Origin of the sequence: Hydrogenophaga sp. BPS33, assembly GCF_009859475.1 — a bacterium.
In the GTDB taxonomy this organism is placed as follows: domain Bacteria; phylum Pseudomonadota; class Gammaproteobacteria; order Burkholderiales; family Burkholderiaceae_C; genus Hydrogenophaga.
Window position 1 is genome coordinate 3,663,048 of the sequence record NZ_CP044549.1, and the last position, 24,850, is coordinate 3,687,897.

17 protein-coding genes are annotated in these 24,850 nt (G+C 65.6%); 9 read left to right on the forward strand and 8 right to left on the reverse strand.

Annotation, left to right across the window (positions count from 1 at the left end):
- Positions 1-14 precede the first annotated feature (14 nt).
- From fumC to F9K07_RS17085, 5 genes are all read right to left on the reverse strand, one after another.
- On the reverse strand, positions 15-1,400 hold the full coding sequence (gene fumC / locus F9K07_RS17065) for a class II fumarate hydratase (RefSeq protein WP_159594565.1): 1,386 nt from the start codon (positions 1,398-1,400) through the stop codon (positions 15-17).
- A gap of 354 nt (positions 1,401-1,754) precedes the next feature.
- Entirely contained in the window at positions 1,755-3,167 is a 1,413-nt protein-coding gene (locus F9K07_RS17070) for an efflux transporter outer membrane subunit (RefSeq protein ID WP_159594566.1), read from the reverse strand.
- 11 nt (positions 3,168-3,178) lie between these two features.
- Positions 3,179-6,406, reverse strand: coding sequence for an efflux RND transporter permease subunit (locus tag F9K07_RS17075; RefSeq protein ID WP_159594567.1), 3,228 nt, complete (start codon positions 6,404-6,406; stop codon positions 3,179-3,181).
- Positions 6,407-6,432: 26 nt separating this feature from the next.
- Positions 6,433-7,644 carry an efflux RND transporter periplasmic adaptor subunit gene (locus tag F9K07_RS17080; RefSeq protein WP_159594568.1) on the reverse strand — a complete coding sequence of 404 codons (1,212 nt, stop codon included), beginning with the start codon at positions 7,642-7,644 and terminating at the stop codon, positions 6,433-6,435.
- A gap of 91 nt (positions 7,645-7,735) precedes the next feature.
- Positions 7,736-8,578 (reverse strand): alpha/beta hydrolase, encoded by an 843-nt coding sequence (locus F9K07_RS17085; protein WP_159594569.1) that lies wholly within the window; start codon positions 8,576-8,578, stop codon positions 7,736-7,738.
- A 111-nt stretch (positions 8,579-8,689) separates the two neighbouring features.
- On the opposite strand from F9K07_RS17085, the gene F9K07_RS17090 reads away from it, so the two are divergent.
- The 3 genes from F9K07_RS17090 to murI all read left to right on the forward strand — a co-directional run bounded on the left by F9K07_RS17090 (position 8,690) and on the right by murI (position 12,057).
- Positions 8,690-9,601: a LysR family transcriptional regulator gene (locus tag F9K07_RS17090; RefSeq protein ID WP_159594570.1), complete on the forward strand. Its 912-nt coding sequence runs from the start codon at positions 8,690-8,692 to the stop codon at positions 9,599-9,601.
- A gap of 93 nt (positions 9,602-9,694) precedes the next feature.
- The gene (locus F9K07_RS17095; RefSeq protein WP_159594571.1) at positions 9,695-11,245 is read left to right on the forward strand and encodes a fumarate hydratase; all 1,551 of its coding nucleotides are present in this window, start codon (positions 9,695-9,697) and stop codon (positions 11,243-11,245) included.
- Positions 11,242-12,057, forward strand: a complete 816-nt coding sequence (murI, locus tag F9K07_RS17100) for a glutamate racemase (RefSeq protein WP_159594572.1) — start codon at positions 11,242-11,244, stop codon at positions 12,055-12,057. The genes F9K07_RS17095 and murI overlap by 4 nt, the downstream gene beginning before the upstream one ends.
- Before the next feature lie 35 nt (positions 12,058-12,092).
- On the opposite strand, the gene F9K07_RS17105 is transcribed toward murI, so the two are convergent.
- The 3 genes from F9K07_RS17105 to F9K07_RS17115 form a co-directional block, all read right to left on the reverse strand.
- Entirely contained in the window at positions 12,093-13,337 is a 1,245-nt protein-coding gene (locus tag F9K07_RS17105) for a hypothetical protein (RefSeq protein WP_159594573.1), read from the reverse strand.
- 143 nt (positions 13,338-13,480) lie between these two features.
- Positions 13,481-15,781, reverse strand: coding sequence for a hypothetical protein (locus tag F9K07_RS17110; RefSeq protein WP_159594574.1), 2,301 nt, complete (start codon positions 15,779-15,781; stop codon positions 13,481-13,483).
- A gap of 694 nt (positions 15,782-16,475) precedes the next feature.
- Positions 16,476-17,420, reverse strand: a complete 945-nt coding sequence (locus F9K07_RS17115) for a LysR family transcriptional regulator (protein WP_159594575.1) — start codon at positions 17,418-17,420, stop codon at positions 16,476-16,478.
- A 145-nt stretch (positions 17,421-17,565) separates the two neighbouring features.
- Between F9K07_RS17115 and F9K07_RS17120 the strand changes: the two genes are divergently transcribed.
- The 6 genes from F9K07_RS17120 to F9K07_RS17145 all read left to right on the forward strand — a co-directional run bounded on the left by F9K07_RS17120 (position 17,566) and on the right by F9K07_RS17145 (position 24,840).
- Positions 17,566-18,417 carry a fumarylacetoacetate hydrolase family protein gene (locus F9K07_RS17120; RefSeq protein WP_159594576.1) on the forward strand — a complete coding sequence of 284 codons (852 nt, stop codon included), beginning with the start codon at positions 17,566-17,568 and terminating at the stop codon, positions 18,415-18,417.
- Between the two features lie 142 nt (positions 18,418-18,559).
- On the forward strand, positions 18,560-20,656 hold the full coding sequence (locus F9K07_RS17125) for a hydantoinase/oxoprolinase family protein (protein ID WP_159594577.1): 2,097 nt from the start codon (positions 18,560-18,562) through the stop codon (positions 20,654-20,656).
- Positions 20,653-22,416 carry a hydantoinase B/oxoprolinase family protein gene (locus F9K07_RS17130; RefSeq protein ID WP_159594578.1) on the forward strand — a complete coding sequence of 588 codons (1,764 nt, stop codon included), beginning with the start codon at positions 20,653-20,655 and terminating at the stop codon, positions 22,414-22,416. The genes F9K07_RS17125 and F9K07_RS17130 overlap by 4 nt, the downstream gene beginning before the upstream one ends.
- A gap of 1 nt (position 22,417) precedes the next feature.
- On the forward strand, positions 22,418-22,798 hold the full coding sequence (locus F9K07_RS17135; protein ID WP_159594579.1) for a hypothetical protein: 381 nt from the start codon (positions 22,418-22,420) through the stop codon (positions 22,796-22,798).
- A 5-nt stretch (positions 22,799-22,803) separates the two neighbouring features.
- Positions 22,804-23,841 (forward strand): CobW family GTP-binding protein, encoded by a 1,038-nt coding sequence (locus F9K07_RS17140; protein WP_236581302.1) that lies wholly within the window; start codon positions 22,804-22,806, stop codon positions 23,839-23,841.
- Positions 23,842-23,865: 24 nt separating this feature from the next.
- On the forward strand, positions 23,866-24,840 hold the full coding sequence (locus tag F9K07_RS17145) for a Bug family tripartite tricarboxylate transporter substrate binding protein (protein WP_159594581.1): 975 nt from the start codon (positions 23,866-23,868) through the stop codon (positions 24,838-24,840).
- Positions 24,841-24,850: the final 10 nt, after the last annotated feature.

Consider the following 24,850-nt stretch of genomic DNA (forward strand, 5'->3'; position numbering starts at 1 on the left):
CCTTGGCGCGCTCACTACCGTCCCGTCATCTTCTCCGGCACCACCCACTGGTCGAACTGCTCGCCCGTCACATGGCCCGACGCCACCGCGGCCTCGCGCAAGGTCGTGCCTTCCTTGTGCGCCTTCTTCGCAATGAAGGCTGCCTTGTCGTAGCCAATGTGTGTGTTCAGCGCCGTCACCAACATCAACGAGCGCTCCACCAGCTCGGTGATGCGCTCGCGGTTGGGCTCGATGCCGACGGCGCAGTGGTCGTTGAAGCTCTTCATGCCGTCGGCCAGCAGGCGCACGCTCTGCAGGAAGTTGTGCGACACCATGGGACGGAACACGTTGAGCTCGAAGTTGCCCGACGCCCCACCGATGTTGATCGCCACGTCGTTGCCGAACACCTGCGCGGCCAGCATCGTGACGGCCTCGCTCTGCGTCGGGTTGACCTTGCCCGGCATGATCGACGAACCCGGCTCGTTCTCGGGAATGCTCAGTTCGCCGATGCCGCTGCGCGGGCCGCTGGCAAGCCAGCGCACGTCGTTGGCGATCTTCATCATGCTGGCCGCCAGCGTCTTGAGCGCGCCGTGCGCGTGCACCAGCGCATCCACGGAAGCCATGGCCTCGAACTTGTTGGGCGCGGTCACGAAGGGCAGGCCCGTGAGCTGCGCCAGCTCGGCCGCCACCTGCTCCGCATAGCCCTTGGGCGCGTTCAGCCCGGTGCCCACCGCCGTACCGCCCAAGGCCAGTTCGCACAAATGCGGCAATGCCGCGCGCACATGCGCTTCGCCGTGCGCGAGCTGTGCCACCCAGCCGGAGAACTCCTGGCCCAGCGTGAGCGGCGTGGCGTCTTGCAGATGGGTGCGGCCAATCTTCACGATGCCGTCGAAGGCCTGCGCCTTCTGCTCCAGCGTGCCGCGCAGCAGCGCGATGGCCGGCAGCAGGCGGTGCGTGATCGCCTCGACCGCGGCCACGTGCATGGCGGTCGGGAACACGTCGTTGCTGGACTGGCTGCGGTTCACGTCGTCGTTCGGGTGCACCAAGCGCCCTTCCCCGCGCTCGCCGCCGAGCAGCTCGCTGGCGCGGTTGGCCAGCACCTCGTTCATGTTCATGTTGGTCTGCGTGCCCGAACCGGTCTGCCAGACCACGAGGGGGAACTCGCCCTCGTGCCGGCCCGCGATCACCTCGTCGGCCGCCGCCACGATGGCCTGGGTCTTCTTCTCGTCCTGCAAGCCCAAGGCGTGGTTGACCACGGCGGAGGCGCGCTTGACCTGTGCCAGCGCACGGATCAGCTCGCGCGGTTGGCGCTCGCCCGAAATATCGAAGTTCTGCAGCGAGCGCTGCGTCTGTGCGCCCCAGAGCCGATCGGCCGGCACGTTGATGGGCCCGAATGTGTCCTTTTCGGTACGTGTCTTCATCACTTCTCCTTGCGGGAAATTTCCCATGGCGGGGACTGCTGCGTCAAATATCGTGCAGCTGATTACAAATATCGCAAAGCACACAGGTTCTGCTAGATTGGCCCGCGTCACCGGGCGGGTGACTCGAATGTCAACAAGCTCGTCACCAGGCGGGAGCGCATGATGAGGCACCACCGAGGGCTCCATCTGCAATGGGCTACCTGCGCCGTCAGTACCTGTGTGTGCTGCGCCGTTGCGCTCTGAAGAACGCGATGATGACACTGGGTGCCTGTCTGGTGGGAGGCGGGCCCGCACTGGCCGGCATCGTCCCGGATGGTCGCAGCAGCGCCTGGAAGGATGCCCATCGCAAGACGTTCAAGCCGCGTCCCACCCACCACCGATGGCCCGGATCAGCCGCACCGTGGCTTGCTGCTGCGCCGCTTGCACGCGCTGCGCCTGCCGGCGGTTGAGCAGTTCGTTGCGGCGCGCGTCCAGCAGCTCGAGCTGGCTCACCAAGCCGTTGCGGTAACGCGTTTCCGAGATCGCACTGGCGCGCTGCGCGGCGCTGACCGCGCGGCCCTGGGCCTGCGACTGGTCTTTCAGCAAACGCAGGGCCGAGAGCTGGTCTTCCACCTCGCGCAAGGCATTCAGCACCTGGCCACGGTAGCTCGCGGCGGCGGCATCGAGTTGCGCCTGGGCGCCCTCCACGCCAGCCTCGCGCCGTCCACCGTCGAACAGTGGCACGGACAGCAGCGCACCGATGCCCCAGGCGCGGGCCGACCACTTGAACAGATCGCCGATGTCGGGCGAGGCGTACCCCGCCGCACCGGTGAGCGAGATGCTGGGGAACCACGCGGCCTGGGCCACGCCGACGCGGGCCTGCGCGGCCAGCAGTGAGGCTTGCGCCGCCGCGACGTCGGGCCGGCGTGCGAGCACCGTGCCCGGTACGCCCGCAGGGATCATGGGCAGGGTGCTGGCGCTGTCGGCCGAGGCGAGCTCGAAGTTCGATGCCGGCTCGCCCGCCAACACCGCAATCGCGTTCTCCAGCTCGGCGCGGCTGCGGTCCAGCGCAAACACCTCGGCCTCGGTGGCGGCGAGTTCGGTCTGAATGCGGATCACATCGAGTTCGGCCACGTCGCCCGCCTCGAAGCGGCGTTGTGTGAGGCGCAGCGTGTCGCTATAGGCCTTGGCGGTATCCTGCACCAGCGTGCGTTCGGCGTCGACCGCGCGCAGCGCCAAGTAGCTCTGGGCCACCTCGGCCTGTACCAGCAGGCGCGTGCTTTGCAGCAGCGCTGCGCGCGATTGCGCGTCCAATGTGGCCGCGTCACGCGCGCGGGCCAGGCGTCCGAACAAGTCCACTTCGTACGAGAGGTTCACGCCGGCTTGCAGCAGCGTGGCCGGCGTGGCGCCGTTGGCGGCGTTGGCGCCGGCACCTCGGGACGCATTGGCGCCCACGCCGATCTGCGGCGCGCGCTCGGCCTGCGCGCCACGCACCAATGAGCGGGCCTGCGCCAGGCGAGCCGCAGCCTCCTGGATGTTGGTGTTGTTCGCGCCGGCGCGTTCGACCAGATCGTCGAGCACGGGATCTTCAAACACCTTCCACCAGGTGCCGCGGCTGTGGGCTTCGGCGGGTGCGGCGATGGTCCAGTGCTCGCGACCTTTTTCGTTGTGTTCCTTGAAATGGAGGGGCGTCTCCAGCGCAGCGGGCAACGGAGGCAGGGCCGTGGCGCAGCCGGCCAGCAAGAGGGCTGAGGCCAGCGGCAACAGGTGGTGGAGCTTCTTTTTCATGGTGTGTGCATTCAGTGGGTCAATGGGGCAGCGGGCATCGCGCGCGCGCTGCCTCCACCGCCAGAGGCAAAGCCTTCGAGATGGGGCACGGTGCCATGCAGCTTGAGCGCGCGGTTGCCGGCCAGGCGGCGCAGGAGCACATAGAACACCGGCGTGAGGAACAGGCCGAAGGCCGTCACGCCGATCATGCCGGCGAACACGGCCACGCCCATGGCCGATCGCATCTCGGCGCCCGCGCCGGTGGCCAGCACCAGCGGCAGCACACCCATCACGAATGCCAGCGAGGTCATGAGAATCGGGCGCAGGCGCAGGCGGCTGGCTTCGATCGCGGCCTGCACCGGGGACCTGCCCGCAAACTCCAGCTCGCGCGCGAACTCCACGATCAGGATCGCGTTCTTCGCCGACAAGCCCACCAGCACGATCAGCCCGATCTGCGTGAACACGTTGTTGTCGCCCCCGTCCAGCCAGACCCCGGTCATGGCCGCGAGCAAGCCCATCGGCACGATCAGGATGATGGACAGCGGCAGCGTCAGGCTTTCGTATTGCGCCGCGAGCACCAGGAACACCAGCAGGATCGCGAGCGGGAACACCCACAGCGCGGAGTTGCCGGCCAGGATTTCCTGGTACGTGAGCTCGGTCCATTCGTAGCCAATGCCCTTGGGCAGCGTCTCGGCGGCGATGCGTTCGATCGCGTCCTGTGCCTGGCCGGACGAGAAGCCGGGCGCGGGGCCGCCATTGATGTCGGCTGCGAGGTAGCCGTTGTAGCGCATGGCGCGCTCGGGGCCGAAGCTTGAATTGACTTGCATCAGCGCCGACAGTGGCACCATCTCGCCCGAGGTCGAGCGCACCTTGAGCAGGCCCACGTCTTCGGCGCGCGCGCGGTAGGGCGCATCGGCCTGGGCGCGCACGCTGTAGGTGCGGCCGAACTGGTTGAAGTCGTTCACGTACAGGCTGCCGAGGTAGATCTGCATGGTGTCGAAGATGTCTGTCACCGGTACGCCGAGCTGGCGTGCCTTGGTGCGGTCGATGTCGGCATACAGCTGCGGCACGTTGACCTGCCAGCTGGTGAACATACCGGCGAGCTCGGGCGTCTGGTACGCCTTTGCCATGAAGGCTTTCACCGCCGCATCCATCGCTTCGTATCCCAGCGAGGCCTTGTCTTCCAGCTGCAGCTTGAAGCCGCCCGTGGTGCCCAGGCCCGCTACCGGGGGCGGCGGGAACATCACGATGAACGCGTCCTGGATAGCGCCGTAGGCCTGGTTCAACTGGCCCGCGACCGCGCCGCCGCTTTGATCGGCGCGCTTGCGTTCGGCAAAGGGCTTGAGCGTGGCGAACACGATGCCGGAGTTGGAGCTGTTGGTGAAGCCGTTGATGGACAGGCCCGGAAAGGCGATGGCGTCCTCTACGTTCGGGTTCTGTTTGGTGATTTCGCCCATGCGGTGGATCACCTCTTCGGTGCGGTCCAGCGTGGCGCCATCGGGCAACTGCGCGAAGCCGATCAGGTACTGCTTGTCCTGCGCAGGCACGAAGCCGCCGGGCACGGCCTTGAACAGACCAAAGGTCACGCCCACCAGCACGAGGTAGATCACCATCATCAGCGTCTTGCGCGAGATGACGTGCCGCACGCCGCCGCTGTAGGCCTCGGCGCCGCGGTGGAAAAAGCGGTTGAAGCCACGGAACAACGGGCCGAAGACCCGGTCCATGCCGCGCGTGAGCGCGTCCTTCGGCGCATCGTGGCCGCGCAGCAGCAACGCGGCCAGCGCGGGCGACAGCGTGAGCGAGTTGACCGCCGAGATCACGGTAGAGATCGCAATGGTCACGGCGAACTGCTTGTAGAACTGGCCAGTGAGGCCGCTGATGAACGCCAGCGGCACGAACACCGCGACCAGCACCAGCGCGATGGCGATGATGGGGCCGGACACCTCCTTCATCGCGCGGTAGGTCGCGTCGCGCGGCGACAAGCCGGCTTCGATGTTGCGTTCCACGTTCTCCACCACCACGATGGCGTCGTCCACCACGATGCCGATGGCCAGCACGAGGCCGAACAGCGAGAGCGCGTTGATCGAGAAGCCCAGCAGGTGCAGCACCGCGAAAGTGCCCACCACCGACACCGGCACCGCCAGCAGCGGAATGATGGAGGCGCGCCAGGTCTGCAGGAACACGATCACCACCAGCACCACCAGCGCGATGGCTTCCAGCAAGGTGGTGATCACCGACTGGATGGAGGCGCGCACGAACTGCGTGGGGTCGTAGGCGATGCGGAATTCAACGCCCTCGGGCATGTTCTTCTGCAGCTCGGCCATGGTCGAACGCACCTCCGCCGAAATGTCGAGCGCATTGGAGCCCGGTGCCTGGAACACACCCATGCCGACGGCGGGCTTGTTGTTGAGCAGCGAACGCAGCGAGTAGTCGGCCGCGCCCATTTCCAGCCGGGCGATGTCGCGCAGCCGGGTCACCGCGCCGTCGCCACCGGTCTTGACGATGATGTCGCCGAACTCTTCTTCGGTCTGCAGCCGTCCCTGGGCGTTGATGGACAACTGCATGTCCACGCCGGGCAGGCCCGGCGAAGCGCCGACCACGCCGGCAGCGGCCTGCACGTTCTGGCCGCGGATCGCGCTCACCACATCGCTGGCCGAGAGGCCGCGTTGCGCCACTTTCTGCGGGTCGAGCCAGACGCGCATGGAATAGTCGCCGCCGCCGAAAATCTGCACCTGGCCCACGCCCGGGATGCGGGCAAGCCGGTCTTTCACGTTGAGCACCGCGTAGTTGCGCAGGTAGTTGATGTCGTAGCGGTCGTTGGGCGAGACCAGATGCACCACCATCGTGATGTCGGGCGCGCTCTTGACCGTGGTCACGCCCAGGCGACGCACTTCCTCGGGCAGGCGCGGTTCGGCCTGGGAGACGCGGTTCTGCACCAGTTGCTGCGCCTTGTCGGGGTCGGTGCCGAGCTTGAAGGTGACGGTGAGGGTCATCACGCCGTCGGTCGTGGCCTGACTGCCCATGTAGAGCATGCCTTCGACGCCGTTGATGGACTCCTCCAGCGGCGTGGCCACGGTTTCGGCGATGACCTTCGGGTTGGCTCCGGGGTACTGGGCGCGCACCACCACGGAAGGCGGTGCGACTTCGGGGTACTCGGAGATCGGCAGGCCGCGCAACGCCACCAGGCCGGCGATCAGGATCAGCAGCGAGAGCACGCCCGCGAAGATCGGCCTGTCGATGAAGAATTTCGAGAGATTCATGGTGTTCTTTTCACGGGCTCGGTGGCTCAGGACTTGGCCACGGCCCCCGCTGAGGTGTCGGCGCGGGCATTCATGGGAACCGTCTGTGGTTGCACCACATCGCCGGGGCGCACGCGCTGCAGGCCATTGACGACAACGCGTTCGCCCGGCTTCAAACCGCTGAGCACCGTACGCAGGCCATCGACCGGTGCACCCAGCGTGACGGCGCGGTATTCGGTCTTGTCACCGGCGCCCACCACCAGCACGTATTTCTTGTCCTGGTCGGTGCCGACGGCGCGTTCGCTCACCAGCAGCGTGCGCGCGGTCTGCGGCTGGCCCATGCGTATGCGCGCGAATTGCCCGGGCATGAGGCTTCCGTCCTTGTTCTCAAAGACGGCGCGCACACGCACCGTGCCGCTGCGCGGGTCGACCTGGTTGTCGATCAGCTGCAGTTGGCCGGTGTAGGGTGTGTCGCTCGTGGCGGAGGTGCCCATCTGCACCGGAATGCGTTCGACTGCCGGACGTGCACCGGCCGTGAGGCCCTTGAGCGCTCCGGCCACGGTTTTCTCATCGGCGTCGAAGCTGGCGTAGATCGGGCTGACCGAGACCAGCGTGGCAAGCACCGGCGCACCCGGGCCAGCGGCAATCAGGTTGCCCACCGTCACTTCCAGCCGGCCAATGCGCCCGGCCACGGGTGCCCGCACCTGCGTGTAGCCCAGGCTCAGGCGTGTGGTCTGTAGTTGGGCCTGCGCGGCCTTGAGGTTGGCCTCGGCCTCGCGCAGCACGTTCTCGCGGTCGTCGAGTTCGCGCTGCGCGATCGCCTTGTCGTCCCACAGGCGGCGTGCCCGCGCGTGTTCGTTGCTCGCATGGGTCACACGGGCCTGCGCCGCGACGGTCTGCGCCTCGGCACGTGCGACCTCGGCTTCATAGGGTGCGGGGTCGATAGACACGAGCAAATCGCCCTTGGCCACCAGCGCGCCTTCGCGGAAATGCGTGGCCTGCACCACACCCGCAACGCGGGAGCGGATATCCACGCGCGCCACGGCTTCAAGGCGGCCCGAGAACTCCTCCCAGGCGGCGATGTCGCTCTCGGTCACGGTGGCCACCGAGACCGGCATGGGCGGTGGCGCGCTCGCCGGCACGCTGGCGCGGGCCACGCTGGCTTCCTTCAACAGCAGAACGCCGCCGATGGTGATGGCAGCCAGCACGGCCACGGTGGGCCACCAAAGGCGGCGCTTGGAAGGGGGCAGATGGGACATGGTTGTTCCTATTTCAGGGCGAGCGGGACCGTTCCCGGTGGATCACCGGGTACAGCGTTTCAAAATGGCGGGATAAGGGTTGCGGCGTCCGTCAGGACGGTGGCGGTGGCGGTGGCGTCGCGGCTTGGAAGAAAGCGCGCAATCGGGTGTGTACCTGCGCCGCGCACGGACAATGCCCGGGCGGCTGCACACCCAGCGAGTCGGGCCAGCCGGTGGCGGTCTGCACCACGCTGCTGCGCACGTCGATGCCGGCATCGCGCAAGCGCTCGGCATAGGCGAGTGCTTCATCGCGCATCGGGTCATCGGCACCCGTCAGAATCAAGGTCGGCGGCAAGCCCGCGAGCCGCTGGGCGAGGCCGGGCACTGCGTAAGGGTGCTCCGCGTCCATCGGGCCGCGAAGGTATTGCTGCCAGCCGTCGCTCCATTTGCAGCCAGTGGCCTCGCCCAAGGACTGGCGCAGCGAGGCGGTGGCGTTGCACGGGTTGAGCATCGGCGCGACCAGGATCTGCCCGGCCAGCGGCGGATGCGCACGGTCGCGCACCATCAGCGCCACCGCCGCGGCGATATTGCCGCCCGCCTCCTCACCGGCCACGAAGAGCGGCGCGCCATTGCCCGCCAAACGGGTGCGTTGCTTGTACAGCCATGCCAGGGCGGCGTAACCCGCCTCCACTGCGTCGGGAAAGCGGTGCGTGGGAGCCAGTGGATAGTCCAGCGACGCCACCACCGCCCCCGTGCTGGCGATCAACTCGGCCATGCAGGCGCCGCTGTCCAGGTCGCCAGCAACGAAGGCGCCTCCATGGAAGTGCAGCACCAGCGGCAAGACGTGACCGCGCGTCTTCTTCCCCCACACGCGCAACGACAGCGGCGGCGTGCCGGGTAACGACACGGTCTGGGTCGGCGCAAGCACGGCGGAGATGGCGGAAGTTGAAACCATGGAACGAACTATAGGCACACCCTTTCTGCGGATAAAGCCACCCTGCACCAGATGTGTGTTTCGAATGCGCGAACAATCCGGCCACAAAACAGCACACCGAGGGCCGAGGGCATGGATCAGATTCAATCAATACGCGTGTTCGCGCGGGTGGTGGAGGCCGGCACCTTCACCAAAGCCGCGGAGTCGCTCGATCTGCCCAAGGGCACCGTGACCAAGCTGGTGCAACACCTGGAGTCGCGACTGAAGGTCAAGCTGCTCAACCGCACCACTCGGCGCGTCACCGTCACGCCCGACGGCGCGGCGTACTACGAGCGCACCGTGCGCGTACTCAACGATCTGGACGACATCGAAGCCAGCATGACCAATGCCCAGGCCCGCCCGAGCGGACGCCTGCGCGTAGACGTGGGCACTTCGGTAGCGCGGGAAATCATCATTCCCGCGCTGAGTGATTTCTACCGCCGCTACCCCGACATCCAGCTTGACCTGGGCGTGACGGACCGTTCGGTGGACCTGCTGGCCGACAACGTGGACTGCGTCATCCGTGGCGGTGAATTGCTCGACCAGTCGCTCGTGGCACGGCGCGTGGCGAACGTGCCGCTGGTTGCGGTCGCCTCGCCCGCGTATGTGCGGGCGCACGGCACGCCCACCCACCCGGAGCAGCTGGAGAGTGAGCACACCATCGTGAACTACTTCTCCACGCGCAATGGACGGCCGTTTTCAAACACCTTCACCAAGGACGGACAGACCCTGGAGATCGCCGGTCGGTACAAGCTGGCGGTGAACGAGAGCAACGCGATGACAGCGGCCGTGCTGGCGGGTCTGGGCGTGGCGCAGGTCGCGGCCCTGACGGCCATGCCGCTGATCGAACGCGGTGAGCTCGTGCGCGTGTTGAGCGACTGGACCTGCGAGACGATTCCCTTGTACGTGGTCTATCCACCCAACCGGCACCTGAGCGCCAAAGTGCGCGCATTCGTGGAATGGGTGGCCGAACTGATGGCCTCGCTACCCCACACAACGCGCTAACGAGGCGAAACAACGTGCCTTGGGGGCCCAAAGACGGTCTGTCAAAATACCGTGTTCCCTACCCATGCCTCCAACGCCCCACGAACGCCCGCCATGTCGACCATCAAGCAAGCTGACCTGATTGAATCCATCGCTGCCGCCCTGCAGTACATCAGTTACTACCACCCCGCTGACTACATCGCCCACCTGGCCCGTGCCTACGAGCGCGAGCAAAGCGCAGCGGCCAAGGACGCTATTGCGCAGATCCTCACCAACAGCAAGATGAGCGCCACCGGCCAGCGCCCGATCTGCCAGGACACCGGCATCGTCAACGTCTTCCTCAAGGTCGGCATGAACGTGCGCTGGGAAGGCTTCACCGGCAGCCTGGAAGACGCCATCAACGAAGGCGTGCGCCAGGGCTACAACCACCCCGACAACACGCTGCGCGCCTCGGTCGTGGCCGATCCGCAGTTCGCCCGCAAGAACACCAAGGACAACACGCCCGCCGTGATCTTCACCCAGATCGTGCCCGGCGACACGGTGGACATCACCGTCGCCGCCAAGGGCGGTGGCAGCGAGAACAAGAGCAAGATGGTCATGCTCAACCCCGGCGACTCGGTGGTCGACTGGGTGCTCAAGACCGTGCCGACCATGGGCGCCGGCTGGTGCCCGCCGGGCATGCTGGGCATCGGCATCGGCGGTACGGCCGAGAAGGCCGTGCTGATGGCCAAGGAAAGCCTGATGGACGACCTCGACATGTACGAGCTGCAGGCCAAGGCGTCCAAGGGTGAGAAGCTCAGCCAGGTGGAAGCGCTGCGCCTGGAGCTGTATGAGAAGGTCAACGCACTGGGCATCGGCGCGCAAGGCCTGGGGGGCCTCACCACCGTGCTGGACGTGAAGATCCAGATGTACCCCACCCACGCGGCCAGCAAGCCCGTGGCCATGATCCCCAACTGCGCCGCCACCCGCCACGCCCACTTCGTGATGGACGGCTCCGGCCCGGTCTACCTCGAAGCGCCCAGCCTGGATCTGTGGCCCAGCGTGAACTGGGTGCCCGACACGCAGAAGAGCCAGCGCGTGGACCTCAACACGCTCACGCCCGCCGAAGTCGCGAGCTGGAAGCCCGGCCAAACCCTGCTGCTCAACGGCAAGATGCTCACCGGCCGCGACGCCGCGCACAAGCGCATCCAGGACATGCTGGCCAAGGGCGAGAAGCTGCCGGTGGATTTCACCAACCGCGTCATCTACTACGTCGGCCCGGTCGACCCGGTGCGCGACGAGGCCGTGGGCCCCGCCGGCCCCACCACCGCCACCCGCATGGACGGCTTCACCGAGATGATGCTGGCCGAGACCGGCCTGATCGCCATGATCGGCAAGTCCGAGCGCGGCCCGGTCGCCATCGACGCCATCAAGAAACACAAGAGCGCCTACCTGATGGCCGTGGGCGGCGCGGCCTACCTCGTGTCCAAGGCCATCAAGCACGCCAAAGTGGTCGGCTTCCAAGACCTGGGCATGGAAGCCATCTACGAATTCGACGTGGTCGACATGCCGGTGACGGTGGCGGTGGACGCCGGCGGCACCAGCGCGCACATCACCGGCCCGGCCGAGTGGCAGAAGCGCATCGCCACGGGCGAGTTCAAGGGCATCGAGGTGGCGGCCGCTTGAAAACCATCGGTGTGTTCGACAGCGGGGTCGGCGGCCTGAGCGTGCTGCGGGCCTTGCTCGCCGAACTGCCCGGGCAGCGCTTCGTCTACGCGGCCGACGGCGGTCACGCGCCTTACGGCGAGCGCACGCCCGAATTCGTCTCGCAACGCACCCACCTCGTCACGCAGCATCTGCGAGAGACCTATGCGATCGATGCTTTGGTGGTCGCCTGCAACACCGCCACGGCGCTTGCCATCGACGATCTGCGCCTGCAATACCCGCACATGCCCATCGTGGGCGTGGAGCCGGCCCTCAAGCCCGCCGCGGCACTGAGCCGCAATGGCCGCATCGGTGTGCTGGCCACACGCGGCACGCTCGGCAGCGCGCGCGTGGCCGCCTTGCGCGATCGGCTGGTGGCCACCTCGCCCCGTCCTCTGCATTTCCGGTTCCAGCCGTGCGACGGCCTGGCCGGCGCCATCGAGCGCCACGACACCGCTGCCATCGAGACCTTGAGCGCGCGCTATGTCCACGAACTGCTGCACGCCGGCGTGTCCGGAGACGAAGAGCCCATCGACACCGTGGTGCTCGGCTGCACGCACTACCCGTTCGCGGCCGACCTGCTGGGCGAATTGAGCGGTCCGGGCGTGATGCTGGTGGAAACCGGCGTGCCAGTGGCGCGCCGCACGCGCGAGGTACTGGGACTGCCGGCGCCGGAAGAAGGCATGACGCCGGCATCGACCACCCTGCTGTCCACTGGTGACCCGCTGGCGCTGGCCGATGCAGCACACCGCTGGCTGGGGCTGCGCGTGGATGCGCACGCGCTGGCCGTGTAGCTTTTAGGTGCGCTCGCTGCCCAAGCCGCATCGGCTCAGGTCGCGCTTCGTTGACGAGATTCAGTCTGTGTCGCCAACCAAATGCGGTTGAGCACGGGATTGCTCAAATCGCTGGTGTCAGACGCAAATGCGGCAGTCACTTTCTCAAACTGCGCCTGTGGCATTGCGGCAAGCTGCCGGTGCAAACACTTGCCGAAATCCGGGGAAGAAACGGCTTTGCGGACATCATCTTCAGTGAACGCCTCATTCCCGGATCGACCTGAAGCCTGTGCCGCCTTGTTGAAGACATCAACGCTCGGTAGCACGGTGCTGTCTTCGCCGGACGCCAACGCTTTCAGAACATTCCCCAAGTGGTGGTCCATCGTCTGAAGTTCGGGAGACATTCTCTGCAGCAGGACAATGCTGGCGGCCAGGCTCACGTACTGCGCCGTGGCTCCGTCCATATAGGCATGGGGTCTCTCCACGGCCCGCCTTGCAGCCGGGGCCACATCATTCAGATCCTGCTCTGACAGTTCGCCCAGTCTCATCAACAACCGATCGTTGTAGTTCAAACCAAGCGCCGTCAACGGTCGCAAGATCGCCGAGAACGCCGCGTCAGGCGCACGCATGTCGGAAAAATTTCCCTTCAAGAGATGTTGGAGAAATTGATCCATGGGACCGTCTGCCGACCGCAAGACAGCATCGCGCCTCGCAATCTCCATCTGTATGCCGACGCTCAGTACTGCAACAGCCTGAGTGGGCGAGTTGTTTAGAAATGTGTTCGCGGCCTCGCCGAGCGATTTGAGTGCCTTTGAGGGCACTTCACCCAACTGGGTTTTCAAATGCTCCACGTCCGTTGTGCCGGCAATGTCTGCACTGCTGGACGAGTTCTGTTGCAAAGTTTCCAGGGCCGCGTTGAACTGCTGGATGATCCGCTGGCAATCGGGGTCCGCGCTCGCTGACAAGGCCACGATGAGCCGCGACATTTCTTTGTCCACTGCTTCTTTGACTTGCGGCGTACGGGTCGATGCATCGGGTGCTGCCTTGCTTGCGTCGCTCGACCGCCGAGGCACAGGTGCCGTGACGGCTGGTGAACGCGCACCGGGCCTTGGCGCCTCTTGACGGTTCATCGCCTTCTTTGAATTGGCCTGCGGCGCGTTGTCCCGTCTTGACCGTTTAAGGGATGTGTCAACGATGACCCCCTTGTTCCCCATCGTGCCCTGATCGGGTGCCTTCTGTGACTTGTCACCCGACTTCAGGTTTGGCAATGCCAGAAGCACCACGTTAGTTAATGCGTGCATGTCAGCCCTTTCGCCGGTTCACCAGACGCGCAGAGATATGGCACCGGACCGACATAATGATTAAGTACCCATTTCAAGCTTCGGGTTTCATCACATACCCCTTTGGGGTGATGGGTGGCACGACGGCCGGTCCGCAAAGGCCGTCAGGAAGACTGACCGCCGTTAAGACCGCCTGGTGAGGTTCGGGCGGGCTGCCGCTGTTTCAGCTGCGCCTCAATGGCGAGGCGAATGCCATCGACAACTCGATCTTCCACGTGAAGCAGATAGCCTTTGATCGCCACCGCCAAGGCTTGCAATTCACTGTGCGTCATCCGGATCAATCGCTTGTTCAATCTGTCGGCGTATAGACCCAAAGCGGCATCGTCGTCGATGGGGTTGCCGTGGGGGGCTTGCATGGCCTCCACGAAATCCTTAACGGCCGTCACCGCATTGAGATTGAAGGGATCTGTCGACAGCAGTGCAGCGAAGATCGCCGCCATTTTCGCGTCCGCTGTCTCAAGCCGTGCCTGCGCTTCGGTCTGGGCTTCTTGGCGGCGCTGGACCGCGCTGCTCACTGCCCGACCGAGTCGCCCGACGAGCGAATTCCCCTGGTCCACCGCATTCGTCCCCCGTGCCCTGTGTTGTTCCCCACCCGCGCGATCCGCCAGCACCGCCTTGGCCGCTGCGTGAATGTCTGCGACGACAGCATTTCCGCCTTTCAATTTCGCGGTCGCATCGACAAGGGCTTCCACGGCTCCCGGGCCTTTCGTTTCCAGTCGCGCCCGCAGGCGACGGATGTAGTTGTTATTCCCAATGGCCTGGACTTGGGACGAATTGTTTTTCTCCCGATTCTGCGAGGTTAAAAAACGCCGACTCTGTTCTTGAACCTGAGCGGCCGTCGCATCGCCAGACAAGAGGATCGTCAGGAGCGCGCTCATTTCTTCGTCTGCAGATTCGAGGGGCTTCTCGGGTTCTTTGCTCATCGGCGTTTGCGTTGCCAAGACACTTTTGCCAAATGCCCTGGTTCGCGTGATCAAGGGCGGCACGTCCGTCGTGGAAGTGGAGCCGCTCTCCGCTCGATTGGAGGACTGGGCTGCATCGAAAGCCGTGAGGCGTTGTTCCAGCCGCAGCAGTTGTTGGTTAAACGGGTCCTTTGTGGCAGTCGAAGCATCTTTGTCTACTTCAGGGGCCCGGACATTCCAGCGTCTTGAAAGCCGCACAGCCCACGCGGCGTCGTCGCGCTCTTCCACCGTCATCCGTTCGATAGACCGCAGGTGATATTCCCTCACGATCCGCATCGCCAAATTTTGGTTCACCACATTGTTGAAGTCGGTGAGCTCTTGCAGCGTGAAGGAAGCGCCCGGAATTCGCTCCTTGGCATCGGCGTTTGGTGCGCGTTTCTGCGCTGTGTCGAACAGATAGGCAGCCTTCACGGCCAAGTCGTTCATCTCCACGCGAGACATCTGTGCCAAGACAGCCTCAGGGCCGTTTCTCTGTACGTTGGGCAATCGGCGCCGCAATTCGTCCGCCACGATGGCGTATTGCAGATGTGCGATGACGGCATCCGCACCCTCTTTTGCATAGGACCATACCGCCTCGCCCAGCTCCACCAAGCTGTTCGTTGACATCGTCTGCAATCGCCATTGCAGGCGATCCATATACCCATCAATGGCGAACACGTCACCATGAGCGGATGGAACCTCCCGCGCCACCGTTTCCTGGAAACGCTGAATGCACTGTGCAATGTGGAGGCTGTCTCTTGCTGGAAGGACATCCAACAGAGTCCCCAAGACCCTATCGACCCTTGCGAGAGGTGTACTCATGCGCAAGGACGGCGCCTCGTTCATGACATCCACCAGATCGGCAATCCATGGCTTGCGCCCTCTTTCCATAAAGTCCACGGCCGCGAGACGGGCTGCTTCCAGGTCTTTGCGATTCCACTTGTCAAAAATCTGGCACCAGAGATCTCGGCAATCGGCGAACGTCCCGACCGACTTCATGGCCGCATCGAACTGGCCAAAGTGGTGCCGAGCCACCGTGGTGTTTCCAGATACAAGACTGCGGAGGAATTGCATCCCTTCGCGTTCGACAGACTTCAACGCGTCTTCGCGCCTCAATAGCTCTGCTTGAGCAGCCACATGGATGCGAGCGACGACTGCATGCACGTCTTGCAGAATCGACGCACTCTTGCTGAGAACATTCAGTTTGTCCCGCGGCATGGTTTCCAGTCTCGCTCGCAAGAGACCGTCGTACGGCTGGACAGAACTTGCAGACGAGTTCGGATCTGCAGTTGTGAGCGCCTTGACGAAATCTTCGGTCCGGGCCAACACCTTGTCCGCGGTTCCACCATCCGTGGCATGTCGCCTCAACGCCAGGAAGACCATCGTCATTTTCTGGCTCGCAAGGTCCTTGCCGTCTTTGCGACCGCTTGTGTCATCGCCTCGGGCACTCTTGCTCGCGTTCAAGGGATCCGAGGATTTGCGAGTGTTGTGCGCAAGACGGACGTCTCCGGATTCGACGACGGTCGCCGCGCGTACGTGCGACGTCGTCGTTCCCCCTTTGTTCGAGCGAGGCTTTTCAGCCTTCTCTACTTCGACCCCCCTGTTGGAGGACGTGTTCGCGGCCGTGTGGCCGCGAGGGCTTGCGGTTCGGCGATCGGGGACAGACCCGGGCTTTCCCTTTGTGGAGGTGATGTCGATTCGAGACATAGGTGGCTTCCCGCCGGATCAACCGCTGCACACCGATGTGGCACCGTGCCGACACCCCTGCGTGTAACCGTCGGGGGTATGTGGTTCCCGGACATAGCGGTTGGACCGGTTGCGCGAGCTCGTGTCGACAAACACTCGAGCGCAATCACATGGCGAGGCAGCTTCCCGTTATGCCCCGGAGCGAAGACCCTATTGACGAATCTTGCCGTCCGGCACTTTGCCCGCGCCATCGCGGATCGCTTCAAGCTGCGCCCGAGTGAACGTGGTTCCAGGAATGACGGTTGCCGAGGAGGCCTTTGCGGCAGTATTCGATGGGTGCGCAAGAAGGTGAGACGCGAAAGCTGTACGCAGATTCCGTTGATCTTTTCGCCAATGATTGCAATCTCGGGATCCTTCGCTTTGCCTTGAAGTTTCCAGCGAATCGCCCCCGCCATGACCCCGATTCTTTCGATCAACGCGTTGCCGGCGAAGGGGTCACTACCGTTTTCAGACTGAGCCGATGCCCCCACGCCTCCACCGTCTCGCGCAGCAGGCGCGCGACGATCTTGCTGGCCGGCGTGAGCTGGCCCTGCCTGGGCAGCGCGAGCGTGACGTGGCGGCGCAGATCGGGGTTGACCACGCGCGCGGCCTGCAAGTGGCCCGCGCGCAACTCGGCATCGATGGAAAATGGGCCGAGCAGCGAGTACAGGCCCGGCGTGTGCGCCACCAACTCCTTCTGCACGCGCAGCGAATCCGCCTCCACCTCGGCCTGCAGCACGAAGCCCTTGCTGCGCGCCGTCTCGTCGAGCACGGCGCGCCAGTGCGCGGGCCGGCGTGGCAACACCAGGCGCAGCCCGGCGAGCCGCGCGAACTCGAACGAATCGTGCTGCGTCAGCGGATCGCCCGGACGCGACACAAGGTAGGTGCCGGCCACCGCGAGCAGTTGCTCGTCCGCGCCCGTGGGCTTCTGGTAGCGGAACAAAATCGCCATGTCCACGCTGCCCATGTCCAGCAGCGTGTCGAGCTCGCCGCCCTGCCCTTCGCGCACATTGAGCTTGATCTTCGGAAACTCTGCCTTGAGACGCAAGAAAACGTGGGTGATCAGCGGGTGCGCCGCCGAGGGCAGGATGCCCAGCCGCACCTCGCCCATGGGCTCGCCTGCATCGACGCGGATGTCCGCCAGCAACTGGTCGGTCTCGCGCACCCAGCTGCGCACCCGGGCCTGCACGTGCTGGCCCAGATCGGTCAGCGTCACACCCCGCCCGGTGCGGCGGAACAGCGCGCCGCCGCATTGTTTTTCCAGGTCGCCGATCTGCCGGCTGATGTGCGACTGCACCGTCTGCCGCAAGGCGGCGGCCTTGGTGAAGCTGCCCAGTTCGGCCACTTCGAGGAACAGCCGGAAGTCATTGGGGTTCATGGGACATCTCCATTTTCTGATATGCCAATCGAGGCATGACTGAAATCTGGGTTTGCATTCTATGCAGATGGCAACCGCATTTCTAGACTCCGCTTCCATCACCCCGCGCTGTCCGCAGCGCCTCTTGATCACGGAGACAAACCGCATGCAACTCGCCAGCTTTGAACACGACGGCCGCGCCAGCTACGGCCTGGTGGGTGCCGATGGCCGCCACCTTCCTGCCCCGGCCGCGTTCCAGGCGCGCTTCGCCGACCTCAAGGCCGCGATCGCGGCCGGCGAACTTACCGCGCTCAAGACCGCCGCCGAGGCGGCTGGCGTGTCGCTCACCGCCCAGCAGGTGCGCCTGCTGCCGGTGATCCCCAACCCGGGCAAGCTGATTTGCGTGGGCCTCAACTACAAGACCCACGTGGCCGAAACCAAGCGCGCAGACAGCGAATTCCCTTCGTTGTTCCTGCGATTCAACGACAGTCTGGCCGCGCACGGCGAGACCGTGCTGCGGCCTTCTTTCTCCGAGCGCTTCGACTGGGAAGGCGAGCTCGCCTTCGTGATCGGCAAGGGCGGACGCCACATCGCCAAGGAAAACGCCTTCGAGCACATCGCCGGTTATGCCTGCTTCAACGACGTGAGCGTGCGCGACTGGCAGCGCCACACCCACCAGTTCACGCCCGGCAAGAACTTCCCCGGTACGGGCCCGTTCGGCCCGTTCCTGGCCACGCGCGACGAGGTGCCCGACGTGACGGCGCTGCAACTGCAGACCCGCCTGAACGGCCAGGTGGTGCAGAACGCCAGCGTGGGCGACCTGATCTTCGACATTCCGACCATCGTCGCCTACATCTCGCGCTTCACGCCGCTCTCGCCCGGCGACGTGATCGCCACCGGCACGCCCGGTGGCGTGGGCGACCGCCGCGAGCCGCCGCTCTACATGAAGGAAGGCGACGTGGTCGAGGTCGAAATCACCGGCCTGGGCATCCTCCGCAACCCCATCGGCGTCGTATGAGGAACACCCCCCTGCGCCGCTGCGCGGCTTCCCCCCTCCGTGGCGCGCCTGCGGCGCTTCGAGGGGGGACGGCATCTCGGGCCGGCACGGCCGGACCCTTGATGCCCCTGGATCGCGTCGTCTCCCTAAACAACCCAACACCATGAGCAACACAAACCTCACCCCGCCCGACGCGCGACTGCGCGTGGCCGTCGACATCGGCGGCACCTTCACCGACATGGCCGCGTTCGATGAGGTCACCGGCCAGCTGCTGTTCGGCAAGGCCTTGTCCACGCACGGCCAGTTGGTCAACGGCATCCAGGCCACGCTGGACAGCGCCGACATCGACCTGCGCGACGGCCACCTGTTCCTGCACGGCTCCACCATCGCCATCAACACGCTGCTGGAACGCAATGGCGCGAAGACCGCGTTGCTGATCACCGAAGGCTTTCGCGACATTTACGAGATCGGCCGCGTCAACCGGCCCGATGCCTACAACCTGTTTTTCAACAAGCACGAACCGCTGGTGAAGCGCTCGCTGCGCTTTGAAGTGGCCGAGCGCCTGCGCGCCGATGGCAGCACGCACAAGCCGCTGAACGAAGACGCCGTGCGCGAGCTGGCGCGCGAACTCGGTGGCAAGGACATCGAGGCCGTGGCCGTGCTGCTGCTGCACTCCTACCGCAACCCGGCGCACGAACAGCGCGTGAAGCAGATCCTGCAAGAGGAACTGCCCGCTGCCTTCGTGTGCGCTTCGCACGAACTGAGCCAGGAATACCGCGAGTTCGAACGCGTCTCCACCGCCGTGGCCAACGCGTATGTCGGCCCACGCGTGTCGGCCTACCTCGGCCAGCTCGAAGAACACCTGGGCAACAAGGGCTTCGAAGGCGACTTCTACGTGGTGCAGTCCACCGGCGGCCTGTTCCCCAGCGAGCACGCCCGCCGCGATTGTGTGCGCATGCTCGAATCCGGCCCGGCGGCCGGCGTGATCGGCGCGCAGGCCATCTGCGCGCAGCTCGGCATGGGCGATGCGATTGCCTTCGACATGGGCGGCACCACGGCCAAGGCCGGCGTCATCAGCGAAGGCCGGCCTTTGACCACAGGCAGTGCACTGATCGGCGGCTACGAGCGCGCCCTGCCGATCCAGATTCCGATGATGGACATCCACGAAGTCGGCACGGGCGGCGGCTCCATCGCCCGCGTGGAAACCGGCAACGCGCTGCGCGTGGGCCCGCAAAGCGCGGGCTCCATTCCCGGCCCGGTGGCCTACGGCAGGGGCGGCACCGAACCCACGGTGACCGACGCCAACCTGCTGCTCGGCCGTCTCGATGCGGATCACTTCCTCGGCGGCGAACTCAAACTCGACCTGGCCGGCACACAACGCCAGATGGACGAGCGCGTGGCCAAGCCTTTGGGGCTGGACGCCACCGCTGCGGCCGACGGCATCCTGCGCATCGCGGTGACGCAGATGTCGCACGCGGTGAAGGCCGTGACCACCGAGCGCGGCCTGGACGCCGGCAGCTTCACCATGGTGGTCTACGGAGGCGCAGGCCCGTTGCACGCCTCGGCCATCGCCCGCGAAATCGGCATCCGCAAGGTGCTCATTCCGTACGCGCCCGGCTACTTCTCGGCCTACGGCATGTTGTTCTCCGACCTGCGCTACGACTACGTGCGCTCGGTGTTCCGCAAACTCAACGACGTGTCCTTCGACGAGATCGAGACACTCTACAAGGGCATGGAAGACGAAGGCCGCGCGGCGTTGGCGCAGTCCGGCATTCAGCCCGACGGCATCGTGATCGAGCGCGCCGCCGACATGCGTTACGTGGGCCAGGAACACGCGGTCACGGTGGACCTGCCTGCCGCCTTCTTCGCCGACAAGGACCGCTCGGCCATCAAAAACCATTTCGACCAGGTGCACAAGGTGCGCTACGGCACCTCCGCACCGGCCGAACCGGCCGACCTGGTGAGCCTGCGCGTGACCGTGCTGGGCACCATGAAGAAGCCACCGCGCCACCACGTGGACGAAGGCGCGGCGCAGCCCGAAGCCGCCGCCCTGCGCGGCACCAAGGCGGTGTACTTCCGCAGCGGCGGCTGGGCCGACACGCCGGTGTACAAGCGCGATCTGCTGCGCGCCGGCAACCTCATCGCCGGGCCGGCGCTGATCGAAGAACACGCCTCCACCACCGTGGTCCAGCCCGGCGACGAACTGCGCGTCGATGGCCTGGGCAATCTGCAAATCGCCATTGGGAGCGACCGCTCATGAACGCACGAGACATCCAGAACAACACGGCAGCGGTGGTCGACCCCGTCACTGTCGAGATCATCCGCAACGGCCTCTTCGCCGTGACGGAGGAAATGAAGACCAACCTCACGCGCACCGCGTACAACCTCATCATCTACGAGGCACTGGACTTCACGGTGGGCCTGTTCACCAAGGAAGGCGACACGGTCTCCATCGGCCTGGGTCTGCCCATGTTCATCCGGGGCATGGCCGAGACGGTGAAGGCGAAGATCCAACACTTCGGCTACGACAACATCAAACCGGGCGACATCCTCGTCACCAACGACGCGTACACCACCGGCAGCCACCTGAACCACTTCACCTTCACCATGCCGGTGTTCCACGAAGGCCGGCTCGAAGGCTTCACCTGCTGCATGGCGCACTGGCTGGACGTGGGCGGCACACTGGGCAACGTGACCACCGACATCTTCAGCGAAGGCATTCAGATCCCGATCGTGAAGTACCAGCGCGAAGGTGTGGTCAACCAGGACCTGATCGACATCATCGCGATGAACGTGCGCATGCCCGAACGCGCGCTGGGCGACCTGCGCGCGCAGATCACCGCCATCACCACCGGCCAGCGCCGCTACGTGGAACTGCTGCAGCGCTATGGCGCCGACGCAGTGAACGGCTCCATTCGCCAGATCATGGATTCGAGCGAAGCCGTGGCGCGCAAGAACACGCTCTCGATTCCCGATGGCGTGTACGAAGCCGAGTCCTACATGGACGACGACGGCCTGGAGATCGGCAAGCGCATTCCCATCCGCGTGAAGGTCACCGTGAGCGGCGACGAGATGACGGTCGACCTGTCGGACGTGAGCAAGCAGGTGCGCGGCTTCTACAACTCCGGCTTTACCACCGGCATTGCCTGCGCGCAGGTGGCCTACAAGTGCCTCACCACGCCCACCGACTACCCGGTGAACGACGGCAGCTTCCGCTCGCTCAAGGTGGTGATGCCCATGGGCACGGTGATCAGCGCCGAGCGCCCCTACCCGATGCGCGTCTGGATGACCTTCCCGATGACGGTGATCGACACCATCTTCAAGGCCCTAGCGCCGGCCATTCCGGACCGCGCCATCGCCGGCCACCACGCCGACCTGGTATTCCCCAACATCCACGGCATCTCGCCGGAAGATGGCCGCCTGTTCATCGTCGGCATCGGCCCGCTGGGTGGCGGCTGGGGTGCGAAGAGCTCGGAAGACGGCGTGTCCGTCACCGTCTGCATCAACGACGGCGACACCCACAACAGCCCGACCGAACAGCTCGAAGCCAAGTACCCGGTGCTGGTAGAGAAATACGAGATCCGCCAGGACAGCGCGGGCGCCGGCCAGTACCGGGGCGGCCTGGGCGCGGAGATGGTGGTGCAGGCGCTCTCGCCCTTCACCGTCACCACCCGCATCGACCGCGTGCACTGCAAGCCCTGGGGCCTGGAAGGTGGCGGCGACGCCATGGGCAACGGCCTGGCCGTGCGCCACAAGGGTGTGTGGAAGGAAGACCACCTCAATGCCAAGATCTTCAACGTGCGGCTGGAACGCGGCGACGCCTACAAGATGCTCTCGGGCGGCGGCGGCGGCTTCGGCAGCCCGCTGGACCGCGAGGCCGAGAAGGTGGCCGAAGACGTGCGTGAAGGTTATGTGAGCGCCGAGGTGGCGCGCGAGGTCTATCGCGTGGCGCTGAACGCGCAGCAACAGGTGGACACCGTCGCCACCGCCCAACTGCGCGCTGCGGCAGCGCAGGCCTGACATGGACGCCGTCGCCGTGGCAACCGACCCGCGCGCTGCCCACCTGCTCGGGCTGTGGAGCCGCCTGAGCGCCCAGCACGTCACGCTGGGTTCGGGCTGCGGCTGTGGTGTGGGTGGCGTGAGCGTGTCGCTGCAGGACTTCGAGCTCGACATCGCCGACTACCTCTGGGCCGAAAGCGAACGCCTGGGCGAGAAGAGCGTGGAAGCCTTCCTGCTGCTGCCGGGTCCCATCCACGAGCAAGGCCAGGCGGTGATGCGCCTGCTCACGCGGCTCGAAGCGGGTGAAGCCGATGAGCGCGACGCCGACTGGTTGCTGACGCGCCTGGCGCGCACGCTCGAATCGTTTGCCAAATTGCACGGCCCCATGGGCACCGCCGCATGAAAACCGTGCCTTCACTGGTCCCGGTGACCGTGCTCACCGGCTTCCTCGGCAGCGGCAAAACCACCCTGCTCAACCGCCTGCTGCGCGAACCCGGCATGCACGGCACGGCCGTGGTCATCAACGAATTCGGCGCCGTGGGCCTGGACCACGACCTGATCGACCACACCGAAGAGAACATGGTCCTGCTGGCCAACGGCTGCATCTGCTGCACCATCCGCGGCGACCTGGTCGAGGCCTTCGAACGCCTGGCACAAACGCCCGCCGCGTTGAACGGCGAACTGCGCCATGTGGTGCTGGAGACCACCGGCCTGGCCGACCCCGCGCCCATCCTGCACACGCTGATGGGCGATGCGCGCCTGCACGGCGCCTGGCGCCTGGCCGGCGTGGCCTGCACGGTGGACTGCTACCACGCCATGGCCACGCTGGACCACCACCCCGAGGCCGTGAAGCAAGTGGCCGTGGCCGACCGGTTGCTGCTCACCAAGACCGACCTACAGCCCGCGCCCGAGGCACTGCTGAAACGTCTGCAAGACATCAACCCCCTGGCCGAGATCCGCACCGACGCCGATGGCGCGTTGAGCGCGCTGCAGGCCTTGCTGGTGCGCCCGGCCGCCGCCTTCAACGCCCTGCCCGACGCGGGGGGGCGCTCCAGCTTCTTCCCCGCGTCGGCGTCCGGCAACGGCGCCGGTGCCAGCCACCACGACGACCGCATCCGCTCGCACGTGATCCTGCGCGAGCGACCCCTCTCGCGCGAAGGGTTCTTCGCCTGGCTCGACATGATCGCGAAGCTGCGCGGCGACGATCTGCTGCGCGTCAAAGGCATCGTGCACCTGGACGACGACCCCGAGCACCCGTTGGTGATCCACGGCGTGCAGCACCTGTTCCACCCGCCCGAGACGCTGCCCCATTGGCCCAGCGACGACCGGCGCACGCGCATCGTGTTCATCACGCGCGGCATCGATGTGGAAGACATCGACGCCACGCTCCGCGTTTTCGAACGGCGCCGCCCGCGCACCGCCGTTCCTTCCCCTCAACCCGATTGACCCGAGAACCCAAAGGAGACAAGCATGAGATTGAAGCACTGGATAACCGGCCTGGCACTCGCGGCCGTGAGCGTGGTACCCGCCCTGGCGCAGGGCGGCGGCAAGTTCCCCGACAACATGATCCGGATCGTCGTGCCGTTCGCGGCCGGCGGTGGTGTCGACGCCGCTGCCCGCCTGCTGGCCCGGCAATTGCAGACCGATCTGAACGTGAACGTCGTGGTGGACAACCGCACCGGCGGCAGCGGCACCATCGGTGGCAAATCCGTGCAGGTTGCGCCCGCCGATGGCTACACCCTGCTGTTCTCCGCCGCCACGCACGTGCTGGCCAGCCACGTGCTCGCCACGCCACCGTATGACCCGGTGACCGATTTCGCGCCCGTGGCGCGCGTGGGCGAAGCGCCGCTGCTCATCGTGATCCCGCCCAACGCACCGCAGAAGAACCTGCGCGAGGTGGTCGACGCCGCCAGCAAACCCGGTGTCAGCTGGAACGCCGCCATTCCCGCTCTGGGCGCGCCCAGCCACCTGGCCACGCTGCTGCTGGCCAAACAGGCCAAGCTGAACCTCTCCATGACGCCGTACCGGGGCACTGCACCCGCCGCGACCGACGTGGCCGGTGGCCATGTGCAGCTGCTGGTCGATTCCATCATCTCGCTGCAACCCATGGCCAAGGGGGGGCGTGTAAAGCCCATCGCGCAAACCTCGGCCAAGCGCAGCAGCGTGGCGCCCGAAGTGCCCACCGCTGCCGAGAGCGGCTACCCTGGTCTGGTGTATGTGTCGTGGTACGGTCTGTGGGCCCCCAAAGGCACGCCCGATGAACGCGTGCAGTTCCTCAACAGGGCGGTGAACAAGGCCGTGTCAGAACTGGCCAAGGCCGGCTCGTTCGCCACCATCGGGGTCGAGCCGGTGACCGAATCGGTGGAGCAGTTCCGCAAGTACATCACCGCCGATGTGGCGCAGAGCGCTGAGCTGCTGAAGGGCGCGGGCTTCAAGCCGGAGTGAGGCCAACGCG